This window comes from Streptomyces sp. NPDC047108 (genome assembly GCF_040643575.1).
Taxonomy (GTDB): Bacteria; Actinomycetota; Actinomycetes; order Streptomycetales; family Streptomycetaceae; genus Streptomyces.
In genome coordinates, this window is sequence record NZ_JBEYUP010000002.1 from 276,890 (window position 1) to 298,071 (window position 21,182).

Consider the following 21,182-nt stretch of genomic DNA (forward strand, 5'->3'; position numbering starts at 1 on the left):
TCAACCGGGATGCCAGTCGCGCGGCGCGTCGTCATCCCGCAGCGAGGCGATACGCCGGGCGTACTCCTGAGCGATCTCCGGACTCTCAGCGATGTTCTGCATGAGCCACGTCGTCATCTTGAACTCTTGGATCGCCCGCAGCGTCGAGAAACCGGGCCAGTCCCGAAGGTCGCGGCCATAAGCGTCGACGAAGTCCGCGTACTGCTTCGCCGTCTGCCACCCCAAGCTGTCGTGCTCCGTCGCTGTGACCATCAGATCCCACTCAGGGTGGTCGAAACAGAAGTTCTCGAAGTCGATCAGGATCACGCGGCCACGTCGATCAACCATGAGGTTCTGAACATGAGCATCCCCATGGACGGGCCCCCTCGCCGACTCGAAACGCAGGTCAGCCAATCGATCAGCGAGTTCCGTCCCACGCTTACGCAAGAACTCCCGATCATCCTCCGGTATCCCTGTCACGCTCTCGATCCGCAGGTCAGACCGATCGAAGACCGAGTAGGGGGGTAGATCCACCCCGTCAGGCACAACCAAGGCGTGAAGATCTCGCAGGACCTTGCCCAGCTCTCCGTAGGTCGCGTGCCGTGAGCCTTCCTCGATCAGGTGCCAGAAGGTCACCGGATAGCCATCGATGATCATGGGCTGTTGGACATCATCCAGCACGCGCGCCGCTGGCAAGCCCTCCTGCGCCAGCCAACGCGACACGGCGACCTCGCCCCGGACCGAGGGCAGATACTCCGCCGACCTGGCAATACGTACGATCACCCGGTGCGCCGCCAGGCGGAACAGCGCGTTCTCACCAAAGCGGATCAAGGTCGCGCCATCGCTGGAGAAACCAGCGGCTCGGCACGCCGCCGCCATCAACTCCTCAGCCCTTGCCGACGTGAACTCCTCTTCCGCTTCCGGACCTTCGCGAGACGGCATGCCGCTACCAACTCCCCTTGTACGCACGATCAACCGCGCGCCGACCAGGCAGTGAGCAGCGCGCAGCAACCACGACCGACGGTACCTACCGAACCGATCCCGGACGAGGCCAGGGAGTGACGGCAAGCCATCGGCAACGACCGGAAGATCGGTGCGTGATGACGCGAGCTGCCGTGCCGTGATCATCGCGGGGAGCGGGTCGGGCTGAGGAACACGCCTCTCTCAGCGTCATGATCAGCCCCACACGTGTCAGCACCGACTCAGCACAGCAACCGTGATCAGCGGAAAACAACACAAACGAACCGCAAGAACGAGCGCCGTCCGTCGATCCGTTTTGTCACGCTTTACGCATCGAGGACCTGACCGTCACGGCGAACGACCGGCGGCTCCACGGACCATGGAAAGTTGATCCACAGATCGGTCCGCTTCCACACGTACTCGCACTTGACCAGCGAAGATGGCTTCTCGTAGATCACTGCGGAGCGGACCTCCGCCGCATGCTCGGCGCAGAAGTCGTGGACCAGCCTGAGCGTCTTGCCCGTATCTGCCACGTCATCGGCCACGAGGATCCGCTTCGTGGAGAAGTCGACCGCATTGGGTAGAGGTGGGAGCATAACGGGCGCTTTCAGAGTTCTCCCGACCCCCTCATAGAACTCGACGTTCATGACGTGGAGGTTCTTCACGTCGAGCGCGTAGCCGAGCGCGCCCGCGACGAAGAGGCCGCCGCGGGCGATGGCGAGGACGATGTCGGCCTCGTAGCCGTCGTCCGCGATCGTCTGCGCCAGTTCGCGGGTGGCCTGCCCGAAGAGGGAGTAGGTCAGGTTCTCGCGTTCCTCGCTCACGGCTGTCCCCTCTCGGTGCCGCAGGCCGCGCGGAACCGCCCCGGCTCAGACCTGCGTGCGGTGGAAGTTCAGATACGAGCGCGAGGGCGTCGGCCCGCGCTGCCCCTGGTACCGGGAACCGTACTTGCTCGATCCGTACGGGTGCTCGGCGGGTGAGGTGAGGCGGAACATGCAGAGCTGGCCGATCTTCATGCCCGGCCAGAGCTTGATCGGCAGGGTGGCGACGTTCGAGAGCTCCAGCGTCACGTGGCCGGAGAAGCCCGGGTCGATGAAGCCGGCGGTCGAATGCGTCAGCAGCCCCAGGCGCCCCAGGGAACTCTTGCCTTCCAGACGGGAGGCGATGTCGTCCGGCAGCGTCACGACCTCGTAGGTCGAGGCCAGGACGAATTCGCCCGGGTGCAGGATGAACGCGTCGTCCCCCTCCGGCTCCACGAGACGCGTGAGGTCGGGCTGCTCGACGGCGGGGTCGATGTGGGGGTAGCGGTGGTTCTCGAACACCCGGAAGTAGCGGTCGAGCCGGACGTCGATGCTCGACGGCTGGACCATGGAGTCGTCGTACGGGTCGACCCGTACGCGCCCCTTGTGGATCTCGGTCCGGATGTCGTTGTCAGAGAGCAGCACGGACCGAGACTAACGGACCGGACCTGCGCATACGAACGGACGGAGCGAAGCGGCGAGCGACGCCGCGGCGGGGCCGGTCGGGCGTGACGGGCGCGGCACGGGCGCGGCACGGGCGTGGCACGGGCACGAGGGCTGCGGCCAGCGCTCAACTCAGCGGCGAGCGGCGGCAGTCGGGACGGCGTGCGGGCGGAAACCGTCGCGGCGCGCGGTGGACGGGCCGGTAGGGGCCCGCACCCGCGCGCCGCGAGGGGTGTGCTGCGATCAGCGCCGCGAGGGCGCTGCGGTCGGCCGGGAACGCCGTACGGCGCACCTGGCGCGGGGCCGACCGGCCGTATTGACAGCTAGCGCTTGTCCGCCTGGCCCGGCACCGGGACGGCATGCCGCAGCCGGGCGCATCGGGGACATCGCAGGAGCCGACCGGGTCCGAGACGGTCGGTACCGAGATTCTGCATCGGGAACGACGAGGTGCTGAACACGTGCCCTTCGGCACAGCGGACGACGGTGCGCTCCATTGAGACCCTTCCCCACGAGCGTGAACGACAAATGCCACATTAGGGGATGATCCGGGCGCCATCCCAAGCGGCACTCCGCGCTCCGAGGGTACGCCCAACTTCCCACCCGCCGTACCGGCTTCACCCCGGGAACGCCCGGACGCGCGACACCGCCGGAAGGGCCCGGGGGACGGGCCGCCGACTCGTCCGGCGGCCACTGTGCCCGGCGCCGCCGGGCGGGCGGCCGACGCGGGCTCGCCACAGCCCCTGATGACCTCTCGCGGCCCCGCACCCGCCCCGGACCACTCCCGGAACGGCGCCCGCGGGCGCGGGGGCGCGGCGCTCCACACCGTGTCCGGGTACGACATGCCCGCGCACGACTGCCGGCGGACGACCGCCGGCGGACGGCCTCCGAGCAGCGCACCTCCGAGCAGCGCAAAGACCCTCGGCGAGCACACCGGGGCCATCGATGAGGTACAGTTTGCGACGGTGAGACGCCTCAAGCGCCTTACTACGCGGGTGTAGTTTAATGGTAGAACATGAGCTTCCCAAGCTCAGAGCGCGGGTTCGATTCCCGTCACCCGCTCCACGCGAAAGCCCCAGGCCAGCAGCCCGGGGCTTCTTTGTTGTCCAGACCGCGTCAGGCGTCTCGTGCCCGTTGCGTGCCCGATGCCTGCTCATCGGGTGGACTCGCCACCTTCTCGCGCTCGGCCCGGACGCGGGCATCGATGCCGCCGGCCACCTCCTTCTGCCGCTCCAGGTTCGAGTGCTGGTAGATGAGCGCGGCCCGCTCGGACGACTGCCCGGCGCGCACCATCGTGTCCTTGAGCGTGGCACCGGACTGGGTCGAGAGCGTGTGCCCCGTGTGACGAAGATCGTAGAACCGGAAGTTCTCCGGTAGCCCGACCTTGTCGCGGGCCCTGCGCCACTTTCGCCCGAAGGTGGAACGGCGGAACGGCTTGCCCTTCTCCCTCCCCCACGAACAGCAGTCCGCTGGGCTCCTTCTCCGCTTACCAGGCCAGGTGCCGCCTGAGGTCCTTGGCCATGAAGGGCGGCAGGACGAGAAACCTCTTACCCCGCCTCGGACTTGGTATCGCCCGGTGCCCGGCGCCCGGTGGTCAGTTCCGGCTCTGCGATGCGTACCCAGATCCCGACGTTGTCCAGGTCGACGTCCCGGCGTCGCATGGCGGCCTGTTCCTCGGGCCGGGCCGGACCGTACGCGGCTATGTAAACCATGAGGCGCCAGCCCGGGCCGATGGCGTCGGCAAGGGCGACGGAGGCGGTCGGACGCTCCTCTGCGTTTTCCTTGCCCGCTCCCCTGATGCGGCAAGGGTTGCGGCGGATCAACTCGTCATCGGCAGCGGTCTGCATGATGGCCTTGAGTAGCCGGTACGCCTTGGCGATCGTGGTCTCGGCCTCTGTGGCATCGAGCCGTTCCGAGCTCCAGGACCGGACACGAGGCGGGGTGATCTCATCGAGGTCCAGGACGCCGAAGGTGGGCAGGACGTGCAGGCGAAGCAGACGCCGGTGGACGGGCCGACCGGGGTCTACAAGAACACAACGCGAGGCATCGTGGCCCTGGTGTTCCGCTGCAACCCGACGGGCGGCACGGAGCGTACGTCCAGCGAATCGACGGCAGTTGACTGGCTCACGCCCGAAGAGGTCTCCGAGTGGATGTCCGAGGTCTACTCGATCCGGCTCCTAGACGCCCTGGACGGGGCAGGCCCTCACGTGCGGAGTCATGACGGCAAGCGCCTGACGCCAGCGCGATAGAACTTTCTCTACTTCATCAAGGCCCGCGCACAGCGCGGGCGCGCGCCGCCTCGACGGCGCGGCCGGCCTCCTGTCTGCGCCCCGGCTGGCCGCGCCCGGCGGCGCGCACGGCGGCTGCGGGCATGAGGTGGAGATACACCCTCTGTGGCTGGGGCGGTCGGCTCCACGGCTTTAGCCACCTCCCCGGTCCGGGTCCCGCGTCGAGAAAGACCAGGGGGCCACTCGTTCAAATTCCGGGCAGGTCCAAAGACTGCCCGAGTTGCCAACTAGAGTACGGCCCCCTGATCATGCCCGACCCCAAACCGGGCAGGCCACCGACCAAACCCGCTCCGCCGACCTCATCCGTTCTCACTTATCGTCGAGATCCTCAAGCATTTGACGGAGTACCGAATCAATATTCAATGCGTTACGGCGTGCCGCCTCATACAGCTCCTGGATATCCGTCTCCATGGAGTCCCAGCCAGCTTGATCCTCAAAGGGGCGCGTCGTCTCGATTTGCTCAACTACTTGCCCTCTGTCCCCTCGAACTTGAAACACGTAGGGGTGCATATGATCACCGTCGACACTCCAAATTGCTGCAGTGCCGCGAGTTAGTGAAATGGAAAAGGTGTCAGGCTGGCTCTGCGCCGCCCATGGGTCCTCCCCGCCTTCATGGGCCCACTCGATGCGGCCGCCCCTTGTCTTGTTGATCATTTTCTTGATAAGTGAGTGAACTAGGCGACGTTCTTCCACTTCAGACTGCTCCCGACTGCATACCGTGGCTGGATGCCATGGCACCCAGCTCGCCAGTTACCTTTCCCATAGCCGTCCTGACGCTGCGCGTAGCAGACACAACGTCAGGATTGCCATTCGAGATGAGCTTTTCTTTGGCTGATGTAGCAGAAGAAATCGAGGCTTGGAGAGAAACCGCAACTTCGCGTTGGTTGGGGTCTGTTTCATCCAGCAGTCCGCGCATTTGACTGGCCTGCCAGCGCCATGTGGACAACCAGGAAATCGTTAACTCCACCGAGCCGTCTCGAACCGCCCTTTCCAACTGCTCTTCGGCTCTGTGCAGTTGAGGCAAGAGGACCAAGAGGGAAGATCTCCCAATTCGCTCCTTGGCCTCCCGTGCGGAACGCTGAGCCATCTCCGCCGCCTTTTTCGCCTTAGTCGTCTGCCAGATGGTGACTCCAAAACCGGAGACCGCCAGGGGTATTGACGACCAAGTTGCAGCCGCGTCCACGAAGGAATAGATGCCCACGTGCCCCCCGGCAACTCGTTATTGATGGACTGGCGTACAGGGAGGGCGAATTCTAGGGCCGAAAGTGCAATCCAGTCAACTGTCGAGCCTCGACCCAAGGGTCAACTGATGCATGCGCTGTGACCGGCCCTTGCCTTGCCACATGTACGCGCCCGAACAGTGACAGGAGGCGTGCCAGACGAACACCGCATCAGGCATCGTGGCTCTGGTGTTCCGCTGCAAGCCGACGGGCGGCACGCAGCGTACGTCCGGCGAATCGACCGCAGTTGGCGGGCGCACGCCCGAGGAGGTCGCCGAGTGAGTGGATGACCGAGGTCTGCTCGATCCGGCTCTGGACGCCTTCGACGGGGCAGGCCCTCACGTACGGAGCCGACCGCCCCAGCCGGCCCTTCCCGCGTTCGTGGGACATCGCTGACCCGATAGGCCCAAGACCCGCGTGGCTTCTGTCGATCCAGGCAAGAGTGCGGCACAGAAATCAGGTGCTCCTGTACGCGCACGGCACGCCGACATGACGAGCGGACACATGTCGAGGGCGAGTCGAACCATGCTTCATCGGGAATCAGAACAGGCGGTCGCACAGCGTGGGACTTTGGTTGCTCAACAACCTGGATACGACCGTCCTCTCAATCCTCATCGTTGGAGGCGTTGTTGTTCTGTCGCTCGCCGCTTGCCTGGTGGCGCGCCGCCTTTTCCCTGAGTTGATCAATGGCGTTACCAATGACGTGTCCCGCACGGTGCTTGAACTGTTCGGAGCCATCTACGGAATCGTCCTGGCTTTCGTCATCGTGACCCTGTGGACCGAACTCGAGCAAGTTCAGACAGTGGTGACTTCGGAAGCTACGGATCTCGCGGTGATTTCCCGCAACGCACATTCGTTTCCGGACGAGGTGCAGGGAAAATTGGACCGCGCGATCGGGGGCTACGTCCACGCTGTCGTAGAGGATGCATGGCCGCTGATGCGTGACGGAAGAAACAGCCTCGCCGCGACATCCGGCAAGCTCGAAGCCTTGTACGGCGTCTTCCAGGATTACGATCCCAAGAGCCCCTCCGAGCAGGCCTTCTACAACCAGTCGGTGGAGCGACTGAACGATGTCACCGCGCAGCGGAGAATCCGCATCCTGGCCGCAACGCAACAACTTCCCGTTCTCCTGCAGGTCCTCACCTACGGGGGAGCGCTGGTCGTCATGCTGGTCACCTTGCTCTACGGGGTGGAGAACCTCAAGGTGCAGCTGCTTTTCGTAGGGACGATCGCTTTGCTGGTGGGCCTCGCCCTCACCCTTGTCCTCGTCCTTGACTACCCCTTCGCCGGCGAAGTGAGTGTGAGTCCGCGTCCGTTCATGGAAGGTCAGCTGAGGAAATACTGGGGCACGTGACGTGGTGACGTCCTGCGAGGATCTGCCGGCTCATCGCTACTCCGTTCCGCAGCCGATGAGGACATGGGAGTCTGCCTTGACTTCCGGTTCCAGGCGCCGTCGCGGTTTCGCAGACGCCGTCGCGGTTTCGCAGACGCGGACGACGCAGGTGTCGTCGAGAGGCAAGCCGCCCACCCCGATGCGGACCCCGCGGGCGGTCTCCCACTGCATGCCGGTGCGGGTCCACACCGAGGATCCGCTGGGGTCCCCCGGCCCCTCCCTGCGGTGGCCGCAGCGGCTCTCGGCCATGCGTCGGGACCGGCGATCCCCCAGCGCTCCCAACGGGTGAATCCCGTCGCATGGTGCGTGGAGGCCGACCGGACAACGGGAAGGCCATCGGCGTACCGGACAAGCCACGCTCAGGGAGCGTCCCCATGCCGAAGTTCCTCATCCAGGCCAGCTACACACCCGAGGGCACGAAGGGTCTGCTCCGCGAGGGCGCGAGCGGCCGGCGTGCGGCCGTCGATCAGGTCGTCACCGGCCTTGGCGGGACGGTTGAGGCCGTGTACTTCGCCTTCGGGGAGGACGACATCGTGCTCATCGTCGACTTCCCCGACGCGGTCTCCATGGCCGCCGTCAGCCTCACGGTCAAGGCCAGCGGCGCTCTGCGCACCCGGGCCACCCCGCTCCTCACGGTGGACCAGATCGACGAGGCCACGCGTCGGCAGGTCTCCTTCCGCGCCCCCGGCGCGTGAACGCAGGACGTGCCGCACACGAGCGCGGCCCCAGCGGGCCGAGATGCACAACCAGCCGTGACACCCGCGATGCTCAGCAGGCCACTGAGGATGGTTGCTCAGTCCCCTGCACGCCGAACGAGCCGTAGCCGCAAAGCCGTTCCCCCAGCCGACGAGAGAAGCGGAACCGCGCCGCTCACGGTCAGCGGCCGGGGCGGTCGAACAGGGAGTTGGCCTCCGGGAACTCCAGGGCCCCCTCGCAGCCGTCGAAGGTTCCCGACGTGACCAGCTCGGCGGCGGCCCGGCGCACCGCGCCGTACGCGACCTGGGCCAGCGTCGTGCCGACACTGATCCGCCGCACACCCGCGGCGGCGAGGTCGGCGATGGCCGGGCCGCCGGGCACGGCCATCGCGTTCACCGGTACGGGCAGGTCCTTCGCCAGGCCCTCCAGGGCGGCCAGGTCGAGCAGGCCGGGGACGAACAGGCAGTCGGCACCGGCCTTGACGTAGGCGCGAGCCCGCCGCCGTACGGCGTCCAGCCGGTCGGCCGGGTCGCCCACCGCGAAGAGGAAGACGTCCGTACGGGCGTTGATCACGAGGTCGGGTACGCCCGAGGCAGTCGCGGCCTCACGGGCCGCCCGGATCCGTCCCGCCTGGGCCTCCGCGTCGAAGAGCGGACCGCCAGGCGCCTGCGAATCCTCCAGGTTGACGCCGACCGCCCCGGCGTCGAGTACGGCCCTGACGGTGGCCGCCACGTCCTCCGGCCCGGGGCCGTAACCGCCCTCGATGTCGGCCGTCACCGGGACGTCCACGGCACCGGCGATACGGCGGACGGCGTCGGCCGCCTCCCGGCGGGTGAGCTGCTGGCCGTCCGCGCGCCCCAGCGACCAGGCGACACCGCCGCTGGTGGTCGCGACGGCACGCGCCCCCGCACCGGCGATCAGGGCCGCGCCGGCGGCGTCCCACGCGTTGGGCAGCACCAGGGGGTGGTCGCCGTCGTGCAGGGAGCGGAGGAGGCGGGCCTTGTCGTTCGGCGTCCGCGGGTGAGCCATGGTCATTCCTCTTCCTTGGTTCTCGATGCTTCTCGAACGGGGGGGTGCCGGAGCGACGCGTACCGCCCGGGCGACGCCAGTCTTGACCGCGACGGGCCCGCGGTCCGGCGAGAATCCGACCTGGTGGTCAGGAGCGGGTGTCGAGAAGTCCGGTGCCGGTCCGACGTCCCCTGTGGAAGCACGCCCGGGCCGTCCGGGCGGATGACCCGCGACGCGAGGCCCACGGAGGCAGCCATGCAGACACTGACGGTCGACGTCTTTCTCTCGGTCGACGGATGGGCCGGAGGGGCGGTGTCACCCGGCTGTTTCGGCTACTTCGGCCCCGAGCTGGAGGCGTGGATCACGTCCGAACTGGCCCTGCCGCAAAGGGTGTTGCTGGGGCGCCGCACCTACGAGGCGCTCGCCGCGCCGCCCGAGGAGGCACGCGACGCCTCCTGGCTACGGATGTCCCAGCTCGACAAGGTCGTGTTCTCGACGACGCTGGAGACGACGCCTTCGTGGCCGAACACCCGTATCTGCCGAGGCGACCTCGTCGCCGAGGTCCGGCGGCTCAAGGATCACGGCGACCTGCCGCTCCGCACGATGGGGAGTCTGTCCGTGGCTCGGCACCTGTGCGGCGCGGGCCTCGTCGACCGGCTGCGGCTGATGACGTTCCCCCTGTTCGCCGGGGAGACCGGCCGCGAGCCGTTCTTCGCCGGAATGGCAGCGGCCGACCTGGAACTCGTCGGCCACCGGGCGCTGGACGGCCGGGTGCTGCTGCTCGAGTACCGGCCGACCGGCCGCGACATCCCACGGGCCTGAACGGCCCCTGCCGGAGCGGCAGTTGGCGGCAGCGACCCCCTGCGGGCGTACGGCGCTCGGCGCTTCGGCGCGCCGGTGCGTCAGTCGCCTCGCCAGATGTTGTCGAAGGCGGCCTGCTCGATGTCGCGCCGCTGCCGTACGGACTCCAGCTCCAGTACGGCGTCGTTCACCTCGGCGAGCACTTCCTCCACGTCGTCGTCGGTGCCGCCCGCCGCGTCCTCGGGTTCCGGCTCGCGGAGGCCGACGGCCGTCCCCAGGGCGGTGATGACGGGCTCGTGCGAGGCCCAGCGGTCCTCCGCCATGCGGCGGTCGGGCGAATCGGCCAGCGTCGTCCGGCTGTTCCCGAACGGCAGCCAGCGGCGGCGCTGCCGCGTGACCTGCCCTTCCGTCTCCAGCGCGGTCAGGTAGGCCGAGGACAGGTCGCGGCCTCTGCGCCACAGCCAGTCGCCGACCGACTCGTACGGGGTCTCTCGCACGAGCGACTCGTCGGCCGCGTCCAGCAGATGGTCCGGCAGGGGCATGCGGAGGCCGGGCACGATCCGGCCGCCGTCCAGCGTGACGCTCTCGGCCGCCAGGAGGTCGATCAACTCGGCCCCCGCGAGCGCGAGCGAGAGCCTGCCGCGCTCGACCTGGCGGTCGGCCTCCACGTCCATCGCGGTCATCATCAGGTCCCGGGGGGTGGTCATAGAGCGCTCCACGTCAGAGGCATCGGCACGCGAGCCGGAGGCGAACGGCACCTCGGCCGGGTAGGCCCGGCGAAGGGTCCACCTCGGCCGGGTGGGCCCGGCGAAGGGTCCACCTCAGCCGGTGGGACCCGGCGGAACCCGACCTGGCGGCCCGGTGGCTCCGGGGCACCGCCCGCCTCCTCCCGTACGTACGAGCCTAGGGAGCCGACGCCGGGGCTGCACCCGCTTCCGGACGGGCCGCGGCTCCCCGAGAGCGCCGTCCCGCCGCCCGGCACCCCCTCCCGGCCGGATCGTGAGCGCGAGGACGGAGGCGGACGGGGTCCCGGGGCGAAGACGGCCGAGGGCCGGACGGACCGGCCGTACCGAACCCCCTCCCGAGCCCCTATGAAACACATCACGCCCTTAGTTATCACTAGTGAAACCTCTGAGAAACCTCAGATCCATTCCCGAGTGACGTTCACCACTGCCAAAATCCCAGGGATGCCGTGACTATGACCCTCGAGCCTTTCTGCGCTCCCTCGGTCTCCAGCGGTGATCACCTTCCTCGCGTGGAAGGCCGCCGGCTCTCGGCCGGATACCGCACATCCCCTCACGAAGGTGAACAGCTCCATGAGTGACCGCACCATGACTGCGGCCGACAAGCCTGCCGCCGGGGCGCCGGCGGCGAGCACCCCCCACGTGGACGCCGGTGACGCCGGGTACCGCAAGGACCTCAAGTCCCGTCACATCAACATGATCGCGATCGGGGGTGCCATCGGTACGGGACTGTTCCTGGGTGCCGGTGGCCGTATGGCCGACGCCGGTCCCTCGCTCTTCATCGCGTACGCCCTCTGCGGCGTCTTCGCCTTCTTCGTCGTGCGTGCGCTCGGCGAGCTGGTGCTGCACCGGCCGTCCTCGGGCGCGTTCGTCAGTTACGCCCGTGAGTTCACCGGCGAGAAGGGCGCGTACGCCGCCGGGTGGCTGTACTTCCTCAACTGGTCCACCACCGCCGTCGCCGACATCACCGCGGCCGCCACGTACGCCCACTTCTGGAGCATGTTCAGCAACGTCCCGCAGTGGGTGCTGGCGCTCATCGCTCTCGGCGTGGTCCTCACGGCCAACCTGATCTCGGTGAAGTACTTCGGCGAGATGGAGTTCTGGTTCGCGATCATCAAGGTCGCGGCGCTGGTCGCCTTCATGCTGGTCGGCATCTACCTCATCGTCACGCAGCACGAGGTCGGCGGCCACACCCCGGGTCTGTCCACGATCTCCGAGAACGGCGGCATCTTCCCGAGCGGCGTCATGCCCATGCTCCTGCTGATCCAGGGCGTCGTCTTCGCCTACGCCTCCGTCGAGCTGTGCGGTGTCGCCGCCGGTGAGACCGAGAACCCCGAGAAGATCATGCCGAAGGCGATCAACTCGATCATGTGGCGCGTGGGTCTCTTCTACGTCGGTTCCGTCGTGCTGCTCGCGCTGCTGCTGCCGTACACCGCGTACACCGGCGATCAGAGCCCGTTCGTGACCGTCTTCGACAAGCTCGGCATCCCGGGCGCGGCCGGCGTGATGAACCTGGTCGTGCTCACGGCCGCGCTCTCCAGCCTGAACTCCGGGCTCTACTCCACCGGCCGCATCCTGCGCTCGATGTCGCTCTCCGGCTCCGCGCCGAAGTTCACCGGCGTCATGAACAAGCGCGGTGTGCCCTTCGGCGGCATCCTGCTGACCGCGGCGTTCGGTGTCGTCGGTGTGTTCCTCAACTTCGTCATGCCGGACGAAGCCTTCGAGCTGGTGCTGAACTTCGCCTCGATCGGCATCATCGGCACCTGGTCGATGATCATGATCTGCTCGCTGCTGTTCTGGAACCGCTCCAAGGACGGACGTGTCACCCGGCCCGACTACCGGCTGCCCTGGGCCCCGTACACCCAGATCGTCACACTGGTCTTCCTGGCCTCCGTCCTCGTCCTGATGTGGATGGACGGCGGCATCGGCCGGACGACCGTGAACAGCCTCCCGCTGATCGCGCTCGCGCTGGTCGGCGGCTGGTACCTGGTCCGGAAGCGGGTCAAGCAGATCGACGAGGAGCGCGCGGAGGCCTGACGGCCACTGCCTTGCGCTCTCCCGGCCACGGCGTCGCGCTCCACCGGGGAGGGCGCGGGCGTCGCGCTCCACCGGGGAGGGCGCGGCGCAGGCGCGAACGAGGCCCCCGCGGAACGGTCCGCGGGGGCCTCTCGCGCGTACGTCCCGGCTACGGGAAATGCGGACCCGGGCCGGAGTGGTTGTCGTAGGGGTGAGTGATGCCTCGCGTCCTGACGGCACCCCGCGCCACGACGGCGCCCCGCGTCATGACGGGACTCCGGCGGCCGAGCGGGCAGCGGCGGACGCCCCCGCGGCCGAGCGGGCGGCGGGCTCATCGGCGGCCGAGGGGGCGGCGGCGCGTGCCAGGCTGGCGGACGACCGTGACGCCACGCTCGCGCGGATCGAGGCCCTGAGCCGCGAGTTCGACGGCATCGTCGAGGCGAACGCCCTGGTGGCGGTCGACGACGAACACGACCCTGAGGGTTCGAGCACCGCCTTCGAGCGGGCCCATGTCGCGTCCCTGCTGGCACAGGCGCGCGACCACCTGACCGACCTCGACGAGGCGCTGGACCGGCTGGAACGGGGCGACTACGGACGGTGCGAACGCTGCGGCGAACCGATCCCCGCGGGCCGGCTGGAGGCCCGCCCGGCGGCGGTGACGTGCGTACGGTGCGCGGCGTGCGGCCCGCGCTGAACGCGAGCCGCGCGACGGGGGCGGAGCATTCCCCTGCTCCGGCTGCCGCCGGTGCACCCCACACCGGGCAGGCTCATCCGGCGGCGGCGAGCGCCCCTCCTTTCGTACGTCCTCCTGCCACCCGCCGATCGAGATGGGCGAGGACCTGTGTGTGAAAGCGGTCCACTGCGTGGTCGACGCTGCGGATGAATCCCGACTCGGCGTTGCCGCGCCCGTTGCCCATGCTGCGGAAGAGGGACAGACGGAATCCGGTGATCTGCGCACCGTCCTTGGGAAGGATGTCGGCCGGCTCGGGGCGGAGACGTTCCAGTGTTCCGCGCGGCCCCGCCCCCTGGCCCTCGATCAGTGTTTCGATGTGCAGGTCCGCGGGTGCCGCCGCCAATTGGCGGATGAGCTTCTTGCTCCAGGAGAGGGGATAGCCGTGGTCCGGTGCCGCGATGTCGACCGAGGTGCGCAGCTTCCCCGTGCGCAGGTCCGCGGAGAGAGCCAGGATCTCCGCGGTGCCCTCGATGCGCAGTTCGGCGTGGAGCCGCCCTTCGGAGCAGAGCAGGTCCGCCGACGCCTCCCGTCGTACGCCCGGCTCGGTGCCTCTCCTCGCTCGCTGAACCGGCAGGACTTTCTGCCCGAGTTCACCGCCGAGCCGTAGACAGACCTGGCGGACCAGCCGCTCCCAGCTTTCGACGACCGCCACGGCACGGGCGTCGCCCCGGCACAGGGTCTCGTCATCGATCCCGTTGCGCACGGGGACCCACGCCGCGCCCATGTTCTGGAATCCGTGGCAGCCGGAGTGGTCGTGCTGGAGATAGTGCAGCAGTTCCTGGAGCAACCATGCGTGAGCGGCATTGTTCACGCCCTCGTGCCGGATCAACATCTGTGCCTGGTGGGCGACTTCGGCCCAGGAAAGGTGCCAGAGCGCCACCTTGTGTTTGCGCCGGCCGTCCGTTTTCACCTCGACCAGGGGCCTGCCCTCCAGAGCGACGTCATTGGACAGCGTGATCACCGCCTCGTAGCCGCGCCGAGCGGCGATGTCGACGTACGCCTGGACCTGATCGGGCTTGAGGGGGTTGCCGTTCGTCTTCGTCTCGACCAGTGCGGTCCACAACTTGCCCGCCCGCTCCACGCGCACGACTCCGTCGGGCCGTCTGGGGGATTCGCCATGGGGCAAGGTGACTTCGGTGAACGTCTCCATGCGGCCGGCGGGGGCGCCGAATGCCGCCGTGACGCGACGTCCGAACTCGGGCACCTGTGCCATGACCGACAACAGGACGGATGTGGCGCGCATTTCCCGCTCGCGGTCGCTCTTGAGGGCCGCGACGGGGAAGAGTCTGGAGCCTCGCCAGGAGTCGTTCTCGGCGAGCGATTTCCTCGTCACCTTGGGCAGGGTGACCTTCTTCTTGGCGGTACGCGGCCGGGGAACCGACTTGCGTTCCCTCACCTCCGCCGGCGGCGCACTTCCGCCCTGCGCGGGCACCGGACCGGATTTCGGCCGTGGCTGCGGCTGCTCCGCCACATCCGTATCCGCAATGCGGAGTCCAGGGGGTTCGGCCTCCGGGACCGCTTCGACAGCGCTGTCCGTCTCCGCGTCATCCTCGATGTCGACGCCGAAGTCCGTGGCAAGCCCCGCCAGACCCGATGCGTAACCCTGCCCGACCGCCCGGAACTTCCAGTCCCCGGACCGCCGGTAGAGCTCGCCGAAGATGAACGCGCTCACGGCACCTGCGTCCTCGACGGAGAACCGGGCGAGGTCGTCGCCGGAACCATCGGTGAGCGTCACCGCGAGATGACCCAGATCGCCGAAACGTGCCCCGGCGTAACGGCTGGCGGCCACGACGACTCGCTCGATCTCCGGCGGGACCGCGTCCAGATCGAGGCTGATGCGGTCCTCGTCGCCATCGGCCGTGGGGGTCTTTCCGAGGAGCTGCACACTGCCGTCGTCCGCGACGGGATGGTTGTAGAAGTAGAAGTCGGCGTCGCTCCGGACCTTGCCGCTGCCGTCCAGGAGGAGCACGGAGACGTCCGCGTCCCCTTCGCCCGTGGCGCTGTTCCATCCCAGGCGCACCATGACGGAGCAGACGTTCTCGCTCAATTCCGCCAAGCCGATGTTGGCGCCTTTGATCATCTCGTGCACGCGGCCCCCCAAGTGCAGTGCCGCATCGGGACGCACCCCGGCGGCCCGCTCCCATGACACTGTGCGGTGCGTCACACATGCGCGGTGAACGAAACCATAGCGCCCGAAGCAGTTGAAGGGTGGACAAATGCGAGAAGCTGTCCGGCCATGAGATCCGCATTCCGCCGCGCACTGGGGGGCGTACGGGGCCGCAACGTCGCGCGCCCCCGACCGGTTCCGCCGGTCGGGGGCGCGTCGTGCGTGGTGCTCCGGGTTCCGCCTGGCTAGGCCGGGACCTTGGCCTTGGTTCCCGTGCGGCCTGCCGCCGAGTTGCCGGACGACTTCCGTGCGGCCGCCAGAGCCGGCAGCGGGAACGGGGCCGGGAGCAGGAGTTCCGCGTTGCGGTCGGCCACCTCGCCGCGGCGCGTCTCGTCGATCTGGATGTCGTTGACCGCCAGTTCGCGAGCCAGCGACGCCAGCGCCTTGGGGTTGCCGAGTTCCCCGTCGTTGGACAGCGGCGCGTCGATGTCCAGAACGGTGGTGAAGATCGAGATGGTCTCGTTGCCCGACGCGTCCTTGCCCGCCGCCATCTCGATCACACGGCTCTGGATCGGCCAGTCGATGTGGGCCGCCGCGGAGACCTCCCAGAATCCGCCCTGCTTGGCGTGGTTGGCGGGGCGGGCGTGCGGGGTGATCTCGTTGCGGTGGGTGTGGCCGTTCGCCATCAGGACGACGTTCGGGAAACGGAGCAGCAGCGCTTCGACCTCCTCGCCCGGGAGGTGGTCGTCCTCGGTGTTCGTCATCGTGCGCAGCGGGTGGTGGCAGAAGACGACGATCAGTTTGTCCTTGACGTCGCGCTGGTTCACGACGTTGCCGTCCTCGTCGAAGTACGCGCTGCTGCACTCCTTGAGGCGCTCCTCGAGCCAGGCGAACTGGTCCTCGTCGATCCCGCCGGCCGAGTTGTTCTGGATGTTGTCCAGTCCGCCGGGGTTCGTGGAATCCAGGGTGATGTACTGGATCGGGTCGTCGGCCCCGGACGGGATCGCGTAGTACGCCTTGTCGCTTCCCTCCGCGAAACCGTGGCCCGTCGGCAGTCCCCTGGTGTTGTGGTGTTCCGCGATGAATTCCGCGGGGCTGAGGAGACGGCGGTTGGCGTCGGCGGTGACGTCCTCGTCGTCGATCCCCTTGAAGACGGCCTTGATGACGTCGAAGAGGTCGATGTCGTCCATCTTGTCGGGAAGATCCGGGCCCTCGGACCATTTCTCCGCATTGACGGTGTGGTACTTGAGCGAGTGGAAGAACGGCAGATCGGTGTCGGTCGGGATGTTGCCCTGCACCATCACGTCATGGTTCCCGTACACCGCGTACCAGGGCATGCCAAGACCGCCCGCGTCGAACGGCGTACGGGCCGCGCCCAGGAGGCCCTGGATCTGCGGGAATCCGCGCTCGCCGTACTTGTTGCCGGCCTGCGGCGCCTCCTCGGGGCGCCAGTAGTGCTCGTCCTGGCCGAAGACCCCGTTCGAGACGCTCTCGTCCTTGTCGGGGGAGCCGGAGTTGGCCGCCACCGAGCCGCCGCCGTCGAGCAGGTCGATGTACCAACGCGTCTCGTTGAGCTGGGCGTTGTCGACGGCGTCGCCCGTCACCACCGTGAAGGCGAGCGGCATTCCGGTCTTCGGGCCCTTGCCGAGGTCCTTCAGGGAACGGCACATCGCGTCGACGAGGTGCAGCGACAGGAACTCGTGCGGACGGTACGCCGCGTCGAAGGGGTAGCCCGACTCCGGGTCGTCGTTGTACCGGTCGAGGAATTCGACGCGGGACGGCGACTGGTCGTCGATGATGTGCAGATCGCTGAGGTGCCCGAAGGCCACCAGGGGTTTCGGGTCCTCCGCGCGCGATGAGGTGATGTCGGTGCGCAGCGTGTGTCCTTCGCCGTTCGCCTCGACGAGTTTGCGGTAGCCACTGGCGTCCGGCGGACCGGGCACCACGGTTTTGGTCAGCGTCGTACCGGCGCCGAAGGCCGACTTCGAGGGTGCATTTCTCGATCCGGTGAGTGCCGCCCGGGCCACTTCCCCGGGCCCGATGGCCGCGGCGGCCACTCCGACCGCGGCAAAGGTCAGCATCCTCCGACGTGAAACGGACACGTGGTCACCATTCCTCACTCGATCCGATGGCCGCGGCTACGACGTCCGATCCCCCGCCGCCCGGCCTGGACTGCGCATTGGTCCCCCCGTTGTCACCTGTCGACCGGCTCGGCTCCCGCGCGCATCGCCTGAAGATCGCGCCGCGCGAGGCACTCCGCCGTTCCACCCCCTCCAACTCACCCCGTACCTGGACACACATGGACGGACGCAGACGGACAGTACGTCCCCGGCACCTCTCGGATCGCGTGGTGCGGCCGTGGCGCCGGGCACGGTCAACGCCCTTCCTGCGACCGGCCTGGATTGTCGAACGGAATCCGGGCCGCCGACATGAGTAATCGCTACTGCCTTGGCCCCGCTCTGGCGTTGTCGCAGGCCGGGGTGGAGGATGCGATTCCACGACGTGGCCTGGTGGCTGAACGCATGCCGCGGTCAGGCCGTACAGACAACGGCGGCCCCGGCCTCCCGAGCCCGGCCCGCCGCACCACCACCGGGCTTCGCACGGAAGGACCTTCGGGGTGTCCCCCTTCACAAGCTCCCATCAGCGATCGAAAACGGGCAAAGGAGCCACGGAGGAGGGTCGTTCGGCGAACGACCCTCAGGAAGGCGGTCCGGAGAACGGTCCTGAGGGCGGTCCCGGAGACGGTCCCGGAGACGGTCAGAGCGACGGTCCCGGAGACGGTCGTGGAAGCGGCCCTGACGGCGGTACGGAAGACGGCGGCTCCGACGGCTCAGGGGATCGGATATCGGACGGCCCCGGAGACGATCCCGCGGACGGGACATCCGGCGCTCCCGGAGACGGTCCCGCGGACGGGACACCCGACGGCCCCGGAGACGAACCCGCGGACGGGACATCCGGCGACGCCGGAGACAAGGCGCCGGACGGGACACCCGACGGTCCCGGAGACAAGGCTGCGGACGGCACCGCACCCGCCCCCCGCGGGTGGCGCGCCACCTACCCCGTCGCCGCCCGCGTCCTCTCCTGGGGAACTTCCGTCGTCGCCGCCGGGCTCGTGTTCGTGGCCCTCCTCCTGCCGAGTTCGCTCCCGGCCCTCACCCCGGAGGCGTTCGTCCACCTGCCGGTCGAGGCGATCTTCGGTGCCGCCGTGCTGCTCGCCCTGCCGCGGAAGGCGCGGTGGGCGGTCACCGTCCCGGCCGGGATCGGCCTCGGCCTGCTCGTCATCGTGAAGCTGCTCGACATGGGCTTCAACGAGACGCTCGGCCGCGGCTTCAACCTCGTACTCGACTGGCCTCTGCTCGACGACGGCCTGTCGTTCCTGAAGGACTCGATCGGCGAGGGCGGCGCGGACGGTGTCGTGGCCGGCGTCGTGGTGGGCGTCATCGTCCTGCTCGCCCTCATGACGCTGTCCGTTCTGCGGCTGGACCGGCTCATGGCCCGCAACCGCGCCGTGGCGACCCCCACCGTGCTCGCGCTCGGGACGGTGTGGGTCCTCTGCGCCACGCTCGGGCTGCAGGGGGCGGGCGGTACCTTCGCCACCCGCAGCACGGCCGGGCTCGTGCACGACCGCTACAAGGCGGTCAAGGCGACGATCAAGGACGAGAGGGAGTTCGCCAAGGAGGCACGCGTCGACGCGTTCGGCGACGTCCCCGCCGACCGGTTGCTGACCGGACTGCGCGGCAAGGACGTCATCTTCACCTTCATCGAGAGCTACGGGCGCAGCGCCATCGAGAACCCGGAGAGCGCCCAGGGTGTCGGCGAGGAGCTGGCGCGGGGGACCGAGCGGCTGCGCAAGGCCGGGTACTCCGCGCGCAGCGCCTGGCTCACCTCTGCGACGTACGGCGGCAGCAGCTGGCTCGGCCATTCCACCTTCCTGTCGGGGCTGTGGATCGACAACCAGCAGCGGTACCGCACCGTGACGGCCGGCGACCACATGACCTTGACCAGTGCCTTCAAGCGCACCGGCGCGTGGCGGACGGTCGGCATCATGCCGGGCGTCACCAAGGACTGGCCGGAGGGGAAGTTCTACGGCCTCGACCACGTCTACGACTCCCGCGAACTCGGCTACAAGGGGCCGAAGTTCAGCTGGTCGACGATGCCCGACCAGTACACGCTGAAGGCGTTCGAGCGCCTGGAGCACGGCAAGCCCGGCGACAAGCCGCTGATGTCGGAGATCATCCTCACCTCCAGCCACAACCCCTGGGCGCCCCTGCCCCGGACGCTGGGCTGGAACGCCATGGGCGACGGGTCCGTGTACGGCCCGATCGCGAAGGCGGGCAAGGACCCGGTGGAGGTGTGGGAGGACACCTCGTCCGTGCGGCGGGAGTACGGCCGCTCCATCCAGTACTCACTGCGCAGCCTGACCTCGTACGTGGAGAAGTACGGCAGCAAGGACACCGTGCTCGTCTTCCTCGGCGACCATCAGCCGGTCCCCAAGGTCAGCGGGGAGAACGCGAACCGGGACGTGCCCGTCGCGATCGTCGCCCACGACAAGAAGGTGCTGGACCGGATCTCTGCGTGGGGCTGGGCGGAAGGGCTCAACCCCGGCGCGGGCAAGGCTCCCGTCTGGAAGATGGACAGCTTCCGCGACCGCTTCCTGACGGCGTACGGGCCGCAGCCGGACGCGCGTCCGTCCCCCTCGGAGAAGGCCCCCTCCGGGAAGAACTGAGCTGCGCGGAACGGGCGCAGGCCCTCTCACCCCCGTGAAGAGGGCCTCCGCCCGAAGCGGCTCCATCGTTGCCGTCCACCCGGCCCTCATCAAGAGCGATGTTCTGTACGATCGGTAAGTGGCACTTACCGAACTGGGCGAGATCGAGGCCTTCCTGGTCCTCGCCGAGGAGCTGCACTTCGCCAGGGCCGCCGAGCGTCTCGGGCTGTCCCGGCCGCGGGTGAGTCAGCTCATCCAGTCGCTGGAGCGGCGCATAGGCGGCCGCCTCTTCGACCGTACGAGCCGCAGGGTGACGCTCACGCCCACCGGGCAGTTCCTGCTGGCGCGGGTGAAGCCGAGCTTCGAGGGGCTGCAGCGGTCCATCGAGGAGACCCGGGCGTTCGCGCGCGAACTGCGCATCGGCTTCCTCGGCCCCTTCGCGGGCGCGGTGAACGCGTCGGTGACCAGCTTCCGCCGTACGCACCCCGAGTGGTCGATCAGCATGAGCGAGACCCGCTGGAGCGACTACTTCGGCCCCCTGCGGCGGGCCGAGGTCGACATGCAGGTGACCATCTGGCCGGTGTGCGAGCCCGATCTGACAGTGGGGCCGGTGATCGCCGAGTACCCGCGCGTGCTGGCCGTCGCCACCGACAGCCCGCTGGCGACGCGGAGTTCGGTCGAGGCCGAGGAGCTGGCCGAGCACACGATGGTCGAGATGCCGTCGGCGGCGCCGAAGGAGATCCGCGAGGGTTTCCTGCCCCGGCTCACGCCGGCGGGGCAGCCGATCCGCCGGGGCAGGCTGGTCAAGACCCAGCACGAGATGCTGAGCCGGGTCGCGACGAGCAGCGAGGTCTGCGCCACCTCGACCGCGCTGACGCAGTACTACCGCCACCCCGACGTGGTGTTCGTGCCGCTGGAGGGACTGCCGCCGGCCCGTGCGGTGCTGAGCTGGCGCACGGTCAACGAGAACGCCAAGATCCGGGACTTCGCGGCGTCGCTGCCCTCGCTCACGTCGTGACGCGCTGCCCTCGCGTAGCTCCCGCGGCCTCAGCCCCGCCGATCCCCATGCATCC

Annotated in this window: 16 protein-coding genes, 1 tRNA gene and 3 pseudogenes; 10 read left to right on the forward strand and 10 right to left on the reverse strand. The window is 68.5% G+C overall.

Going from position 1 to position 21,182, the window contains the following annotated elements:
• The 3 genes from ABZ822_RS06360 to dcd all read right to left on the reverse strand — a co-directional run bounded on the left by ABZ822_RS06360 (position 1) and on the right by dcd (position 2,384).
• The gene (locus tag ABZ822_RS06360) at positions 1–921 is read right to left on the reverse strand and encodes an aminoglycoside phosphotransferase family protein (RefSeq protein ID WP_360847720.1); all 921 of its coding nucleotides are present in this window, start codon (positions 919–921) and stop codon (positions 1–3) included.
• Between the two features lie 344 nt (positions 922–1,265).
• Positions 1,266–1,763, reverse strand: a complete 498-nt coding sequence (locus ABZ822_RS06365; RefSeq protein WP_360847723.1) for a phosphoribosyltransferase — start codon at positions 1,761–1,763, stop codon at positions 1,266–1,268.
• A 45-nt stretch (positions 1,764–1,808) separates the two neighbouring features.
• Positions 1,809–2,384 (reverse strand): dCTP deaminase, encoded by a 576-nt coding sequence (dcd, locus tag ABZ822_RS06370; protein WP_360847726.1) that lies wholly within the window; start codon positions 2,382–2,384, stop codon positions 1,809–1,811.
• Positions 2,385–3,390: 1,006 nt separating this feature from the next.
• Here dcd and ABZ822_RS06375 point away from each other — a divergent pair.
• Positions 3,391–3,464: transfer RNA gene (locus ABZ822_RS06375), tRNA-Gly, on the forward strand.
• A gap of 51 nt (positions 3,465–3,515) precedes the next feature.
• On the opposite strand, the pseudogene ABZ822_RS06380 reads toward ABZ822_RS06375, so the two are convergent.
• Positions 3,516–4,408 (reverse strand): annotated as a pseudogene (locus ABZ822_RS06380) (tyrosine-type recombinase/integrase); the annotation flags it as partial.
• A gap of 6 nt (positions 4,409–4,414) precedes the next feature.
• Between ABZ822_RS06380 and ABZ822_RS06385 the strand changes: the two are divergent.
• A pseudogene (locus ABZ822_RS06385) lies at positions 4,415–4,648 on the forward strand (NUDIX hydrolase); the annotation flags it as partial.
• A gap of 348 nt (positions 4,649–4,996) precedes the next feature.
• Here the strand turns inward: ABZ822_RS06385 and ABZ822_RS06390 are convergent.
• Both ABZ822_RS06390 and ABZ822_RS06395 read right to left on the reverse strand, forming a co-directional pair.
• Entirely contained in the window at positions 4,997–5,341 is a 345-nt protein-coding gene (locus ABZ822_RS06390) for a hypothetical protein (RefSeq protein ID WP_360847729.1), read from the reverse strand.
• A gap of 40 nt (positions 5,342–5,381) precedes the next feature.
• Positions 5,382–5,888: a hypothetical protein gene (locus ABZ822_RS06395; protein WP_360847732.1), complete on the reverse strand. Its 507-nt coding sequence runs from the start codon at positions 5,886–5,888 to the stop codon at positions 5,382–5,384.
• Positions 5,889–6,069: 181 nt separating this feature from the next.
• Between ABZ822_RS06395 and ABZ822_RS06400 the strand changes: the two are divergent.
• The 3 genes and pseudogenes from ABZ822_RS06400 to ABZ822_RS06410 form a co-directional block, all read left to right on the forward strand.
• A pseudogene (locus ABZ822_RS06400) lies at positions 6,070–6,303 on the forward strand (NUDIX hydrolase); the annotation flags it as partial.
• A gap of 166 nt (positions 6,304–6,469) precedes the next feature.
• Positions 6,470–7,261, forward strand: coding sequence for a DUF4239 domain-containing protein (locus tag ABZ822_RS06405; RefSeq protein ID WP_360847735.1), 792 nt, complete (start codon positions 6,470–6,472; stop codon positions 7,259–7,261).
• A gap of 413 nt (positions 7,262–7,674) precedes the next feature.
• Positions 7,675–7,995: a GYD domain-containing protein gene (locus ABZ822_RS06410; RefSeq protein ID WP_360847738.1), complete on the forward strand. Its 321-nt coding sequence runs from the start codon at positions 7,675–7,677 to the stop codon at positions 7,993–7,995.
• 181 nt (positions 7,996–8,176) lie between these two features.
• On the opposite strand, the gene ABZ822_RS06415 is transcribed toward ABZ822_RS06410, so the two are convergent.
• Positions 8,177–9,031, reverse strand: a complete 855-nt coding sequence (locus ABZ822_RS06415) for an isocitrate lyase/phosphoenolpyruvate mutase family protein (RefSeq protein WP_360847741.1) — start codon at positions 9,029–9,031, stop codon at positions 8,177–8,179.
• A gap of 228 nt (positions 9,032–9,259) precedes the next feature.
• Here ABZ822_RS06415 and ABZ822_RS06420 point away from each other — a divergent pair, with 228 nt between their 5' ends.
• Positions 9,260–9,826: a dihydrofolate reductase family protein gene (locus ABZ822_RS06420; RefSeq protein ID WP_360847744.1), complete on the forward strand. Its 567-nt coding sequence runs from the start codon at positions 9,260–9,262 to the stop codon at positions 9,824–9,826.
• An 80-nt stretch (positions 9,827–9,906) separates the two neighbouring features.
• On the opposite strand, the gene ABZ822_RS06425 is transcribed toward ABZ822_RS06420, so the two are convergent.
• Positions 9,907–10,512, reverse strand: coding sequence for a GPP34 family phosphoprotein (locus ABZ822_RS06425; protein WP_360847747.1), 606 nt, complete (start codon positions 10,510–10,512; stop codon positions 9,907–9,909).
• A 609-nt stretch (positions 10,513–11,121) separates the two neighbouring features.
• Between ABZ822_RS06425 and ABZ822_RS06430 the strand changes: the two genes are divergently transcribed.
• Together ABZ822_RS06430 and ABZ822_RS06435 are read left to right on the forward strand one after the other, a co-directional pair.
• On the forward strand, positions 11,122–12,585 hold the full coding sequence (locus tag ABZ822_RS06430; RefSeq protein ID WP_360847750.1) for an amino acid permease: 1,464 nt from the start codon (positions 11,122–11,124) through the stop codon (positions 12,583–12,585).
• Between the two features lie 346 nt (positions 12,586–12,931).
• Positions 12,932–13,258, forward strand: a complete 327-nt coding sequence (locus ABZ822_RS06435; protein WP_360848796.1) for a TraR/DksA C4-type zinc finger protein — start codon at positions 12,932–12,934, stop codon at positions 13,256–13,258.
• Between the two features lie 73 nt (positions 13,259–13,331).
• Here the strand turns inward: ABZ822_RS06435 and ABZ822_RS06440 are convergent, their stop codons facing one another.
• Together ABZ822_RS06440 and ABZ822_RS06445 are read right to left on the reverse strand one after the other, a co-directional pair.
• Positions 13,332–15,377 (reverse strand): TerD family protein, encoded by a 2,046-nt coding sequence (locus ABZ822_RS06440; protein ID WP_360848799.1) that lies wholly within the window; start codon positions 15,375–15,377, stop codon positions 13,332–13,334.
• 272 nt (positions 15,378–15,649) lie between these two features.
• Positions 15,650–17,506, reverse strand: a complete 1,857-nt coding sequence (locus ABZ822_RS06445; protein WP_360847753.1) for a TIGR03767 family metallophosphoesterase — start codon at positions 17,504–17,506, stop codon at positions 15,650–15,652.
• A 1,010-nt stretch (positions 17,507–18,516) separates the two neighbouring features.
• Between ABZ822_RS06445 and ABZ822_RS06450 the strand changes: the two genes are divergently transcribed.
• Entirely contained in the window at positions 18,517–20,130 is a 1,614-nt protein-coding gene (locus ABZ822_RS06450) for a sulfatase (protein WP_360847756.1), read from the forward strand.
• A 118-nt stretch (positions 20,131–20,248) separates the two neighbouring features.
• A complete protein-coding gene (locus ABZ822_RS06455; protein ID WP_360847759.1) occupies positions 20,249–21,127 on the forward strand; it encodes a LysR family transcriptional regulator in 879 nt (292 codons plus the stop codon).
• Positions 21,128–21,182 lie beyond the last annotated feature (55 nt).

Excerpts from the sequence above, each read along its gene's own strand:
- ABZ822_RS06390 (WP_360847729.1), bottom strand. The coding sequence starts at position 5,341 with ATGATCAACAAGACAAGGGGCGGCCGCATCGAGTGGGCCCATGAAGGC.
- ABZ822_RS06415 (WP_360847741.1), bottom strand. The coding sequence starts at position 9,031 with ATGACCATGGCTCACCCGCGGACGCCGAACGACAAGGCCCGCCTCCTC.
- ABZ822_RS06440 (WP_360848799.1), bottom strand. The coding sequence starts at position 15,377 with ATGATCAAAGGCGCCAACATCGGCTTGGCGGAATTGAGCGAGAACGTC.
- ABZ822_RS06360 (WP_360847720.1), bottom strand. The coding sequence starts at position 921 with ATGCCGTCTCGCGAAGGTCCGGAAGCGGAAGAGGAGTTCACGTCGGCA.
- ABZ822_RS06425 (WP_360847747.1), bottom strand. The coding sequence starts at position 10,512 with ATGACCACCCCCCGGGACCTGATGATGACCGCGATGGACGTGGAGGCC.
- ABZ822_RS06420 (WP_360847744.1), top strand. The coding sequence starts at position 9,260 with ATGCAGACACTGACGGTCGACGTCTTTCTCTCGGTCGACGGATGGGCC.
- ABZ822_RS06410 (WP_360847738.1), top strand. The coding sequence starts at position 7,675 with ATGCCGAAGTTCCTCATCCAGGCCAGCTACACACCCGAGGGCACGAAG.
- ABZ822_RS06430 (WP_360847750.1), top strand. The coding sequence starts at position 11,122 with ATGAGTGACCGCACCATGACTGCGGCCGACAAGCCTGCCGCCGGGGCG.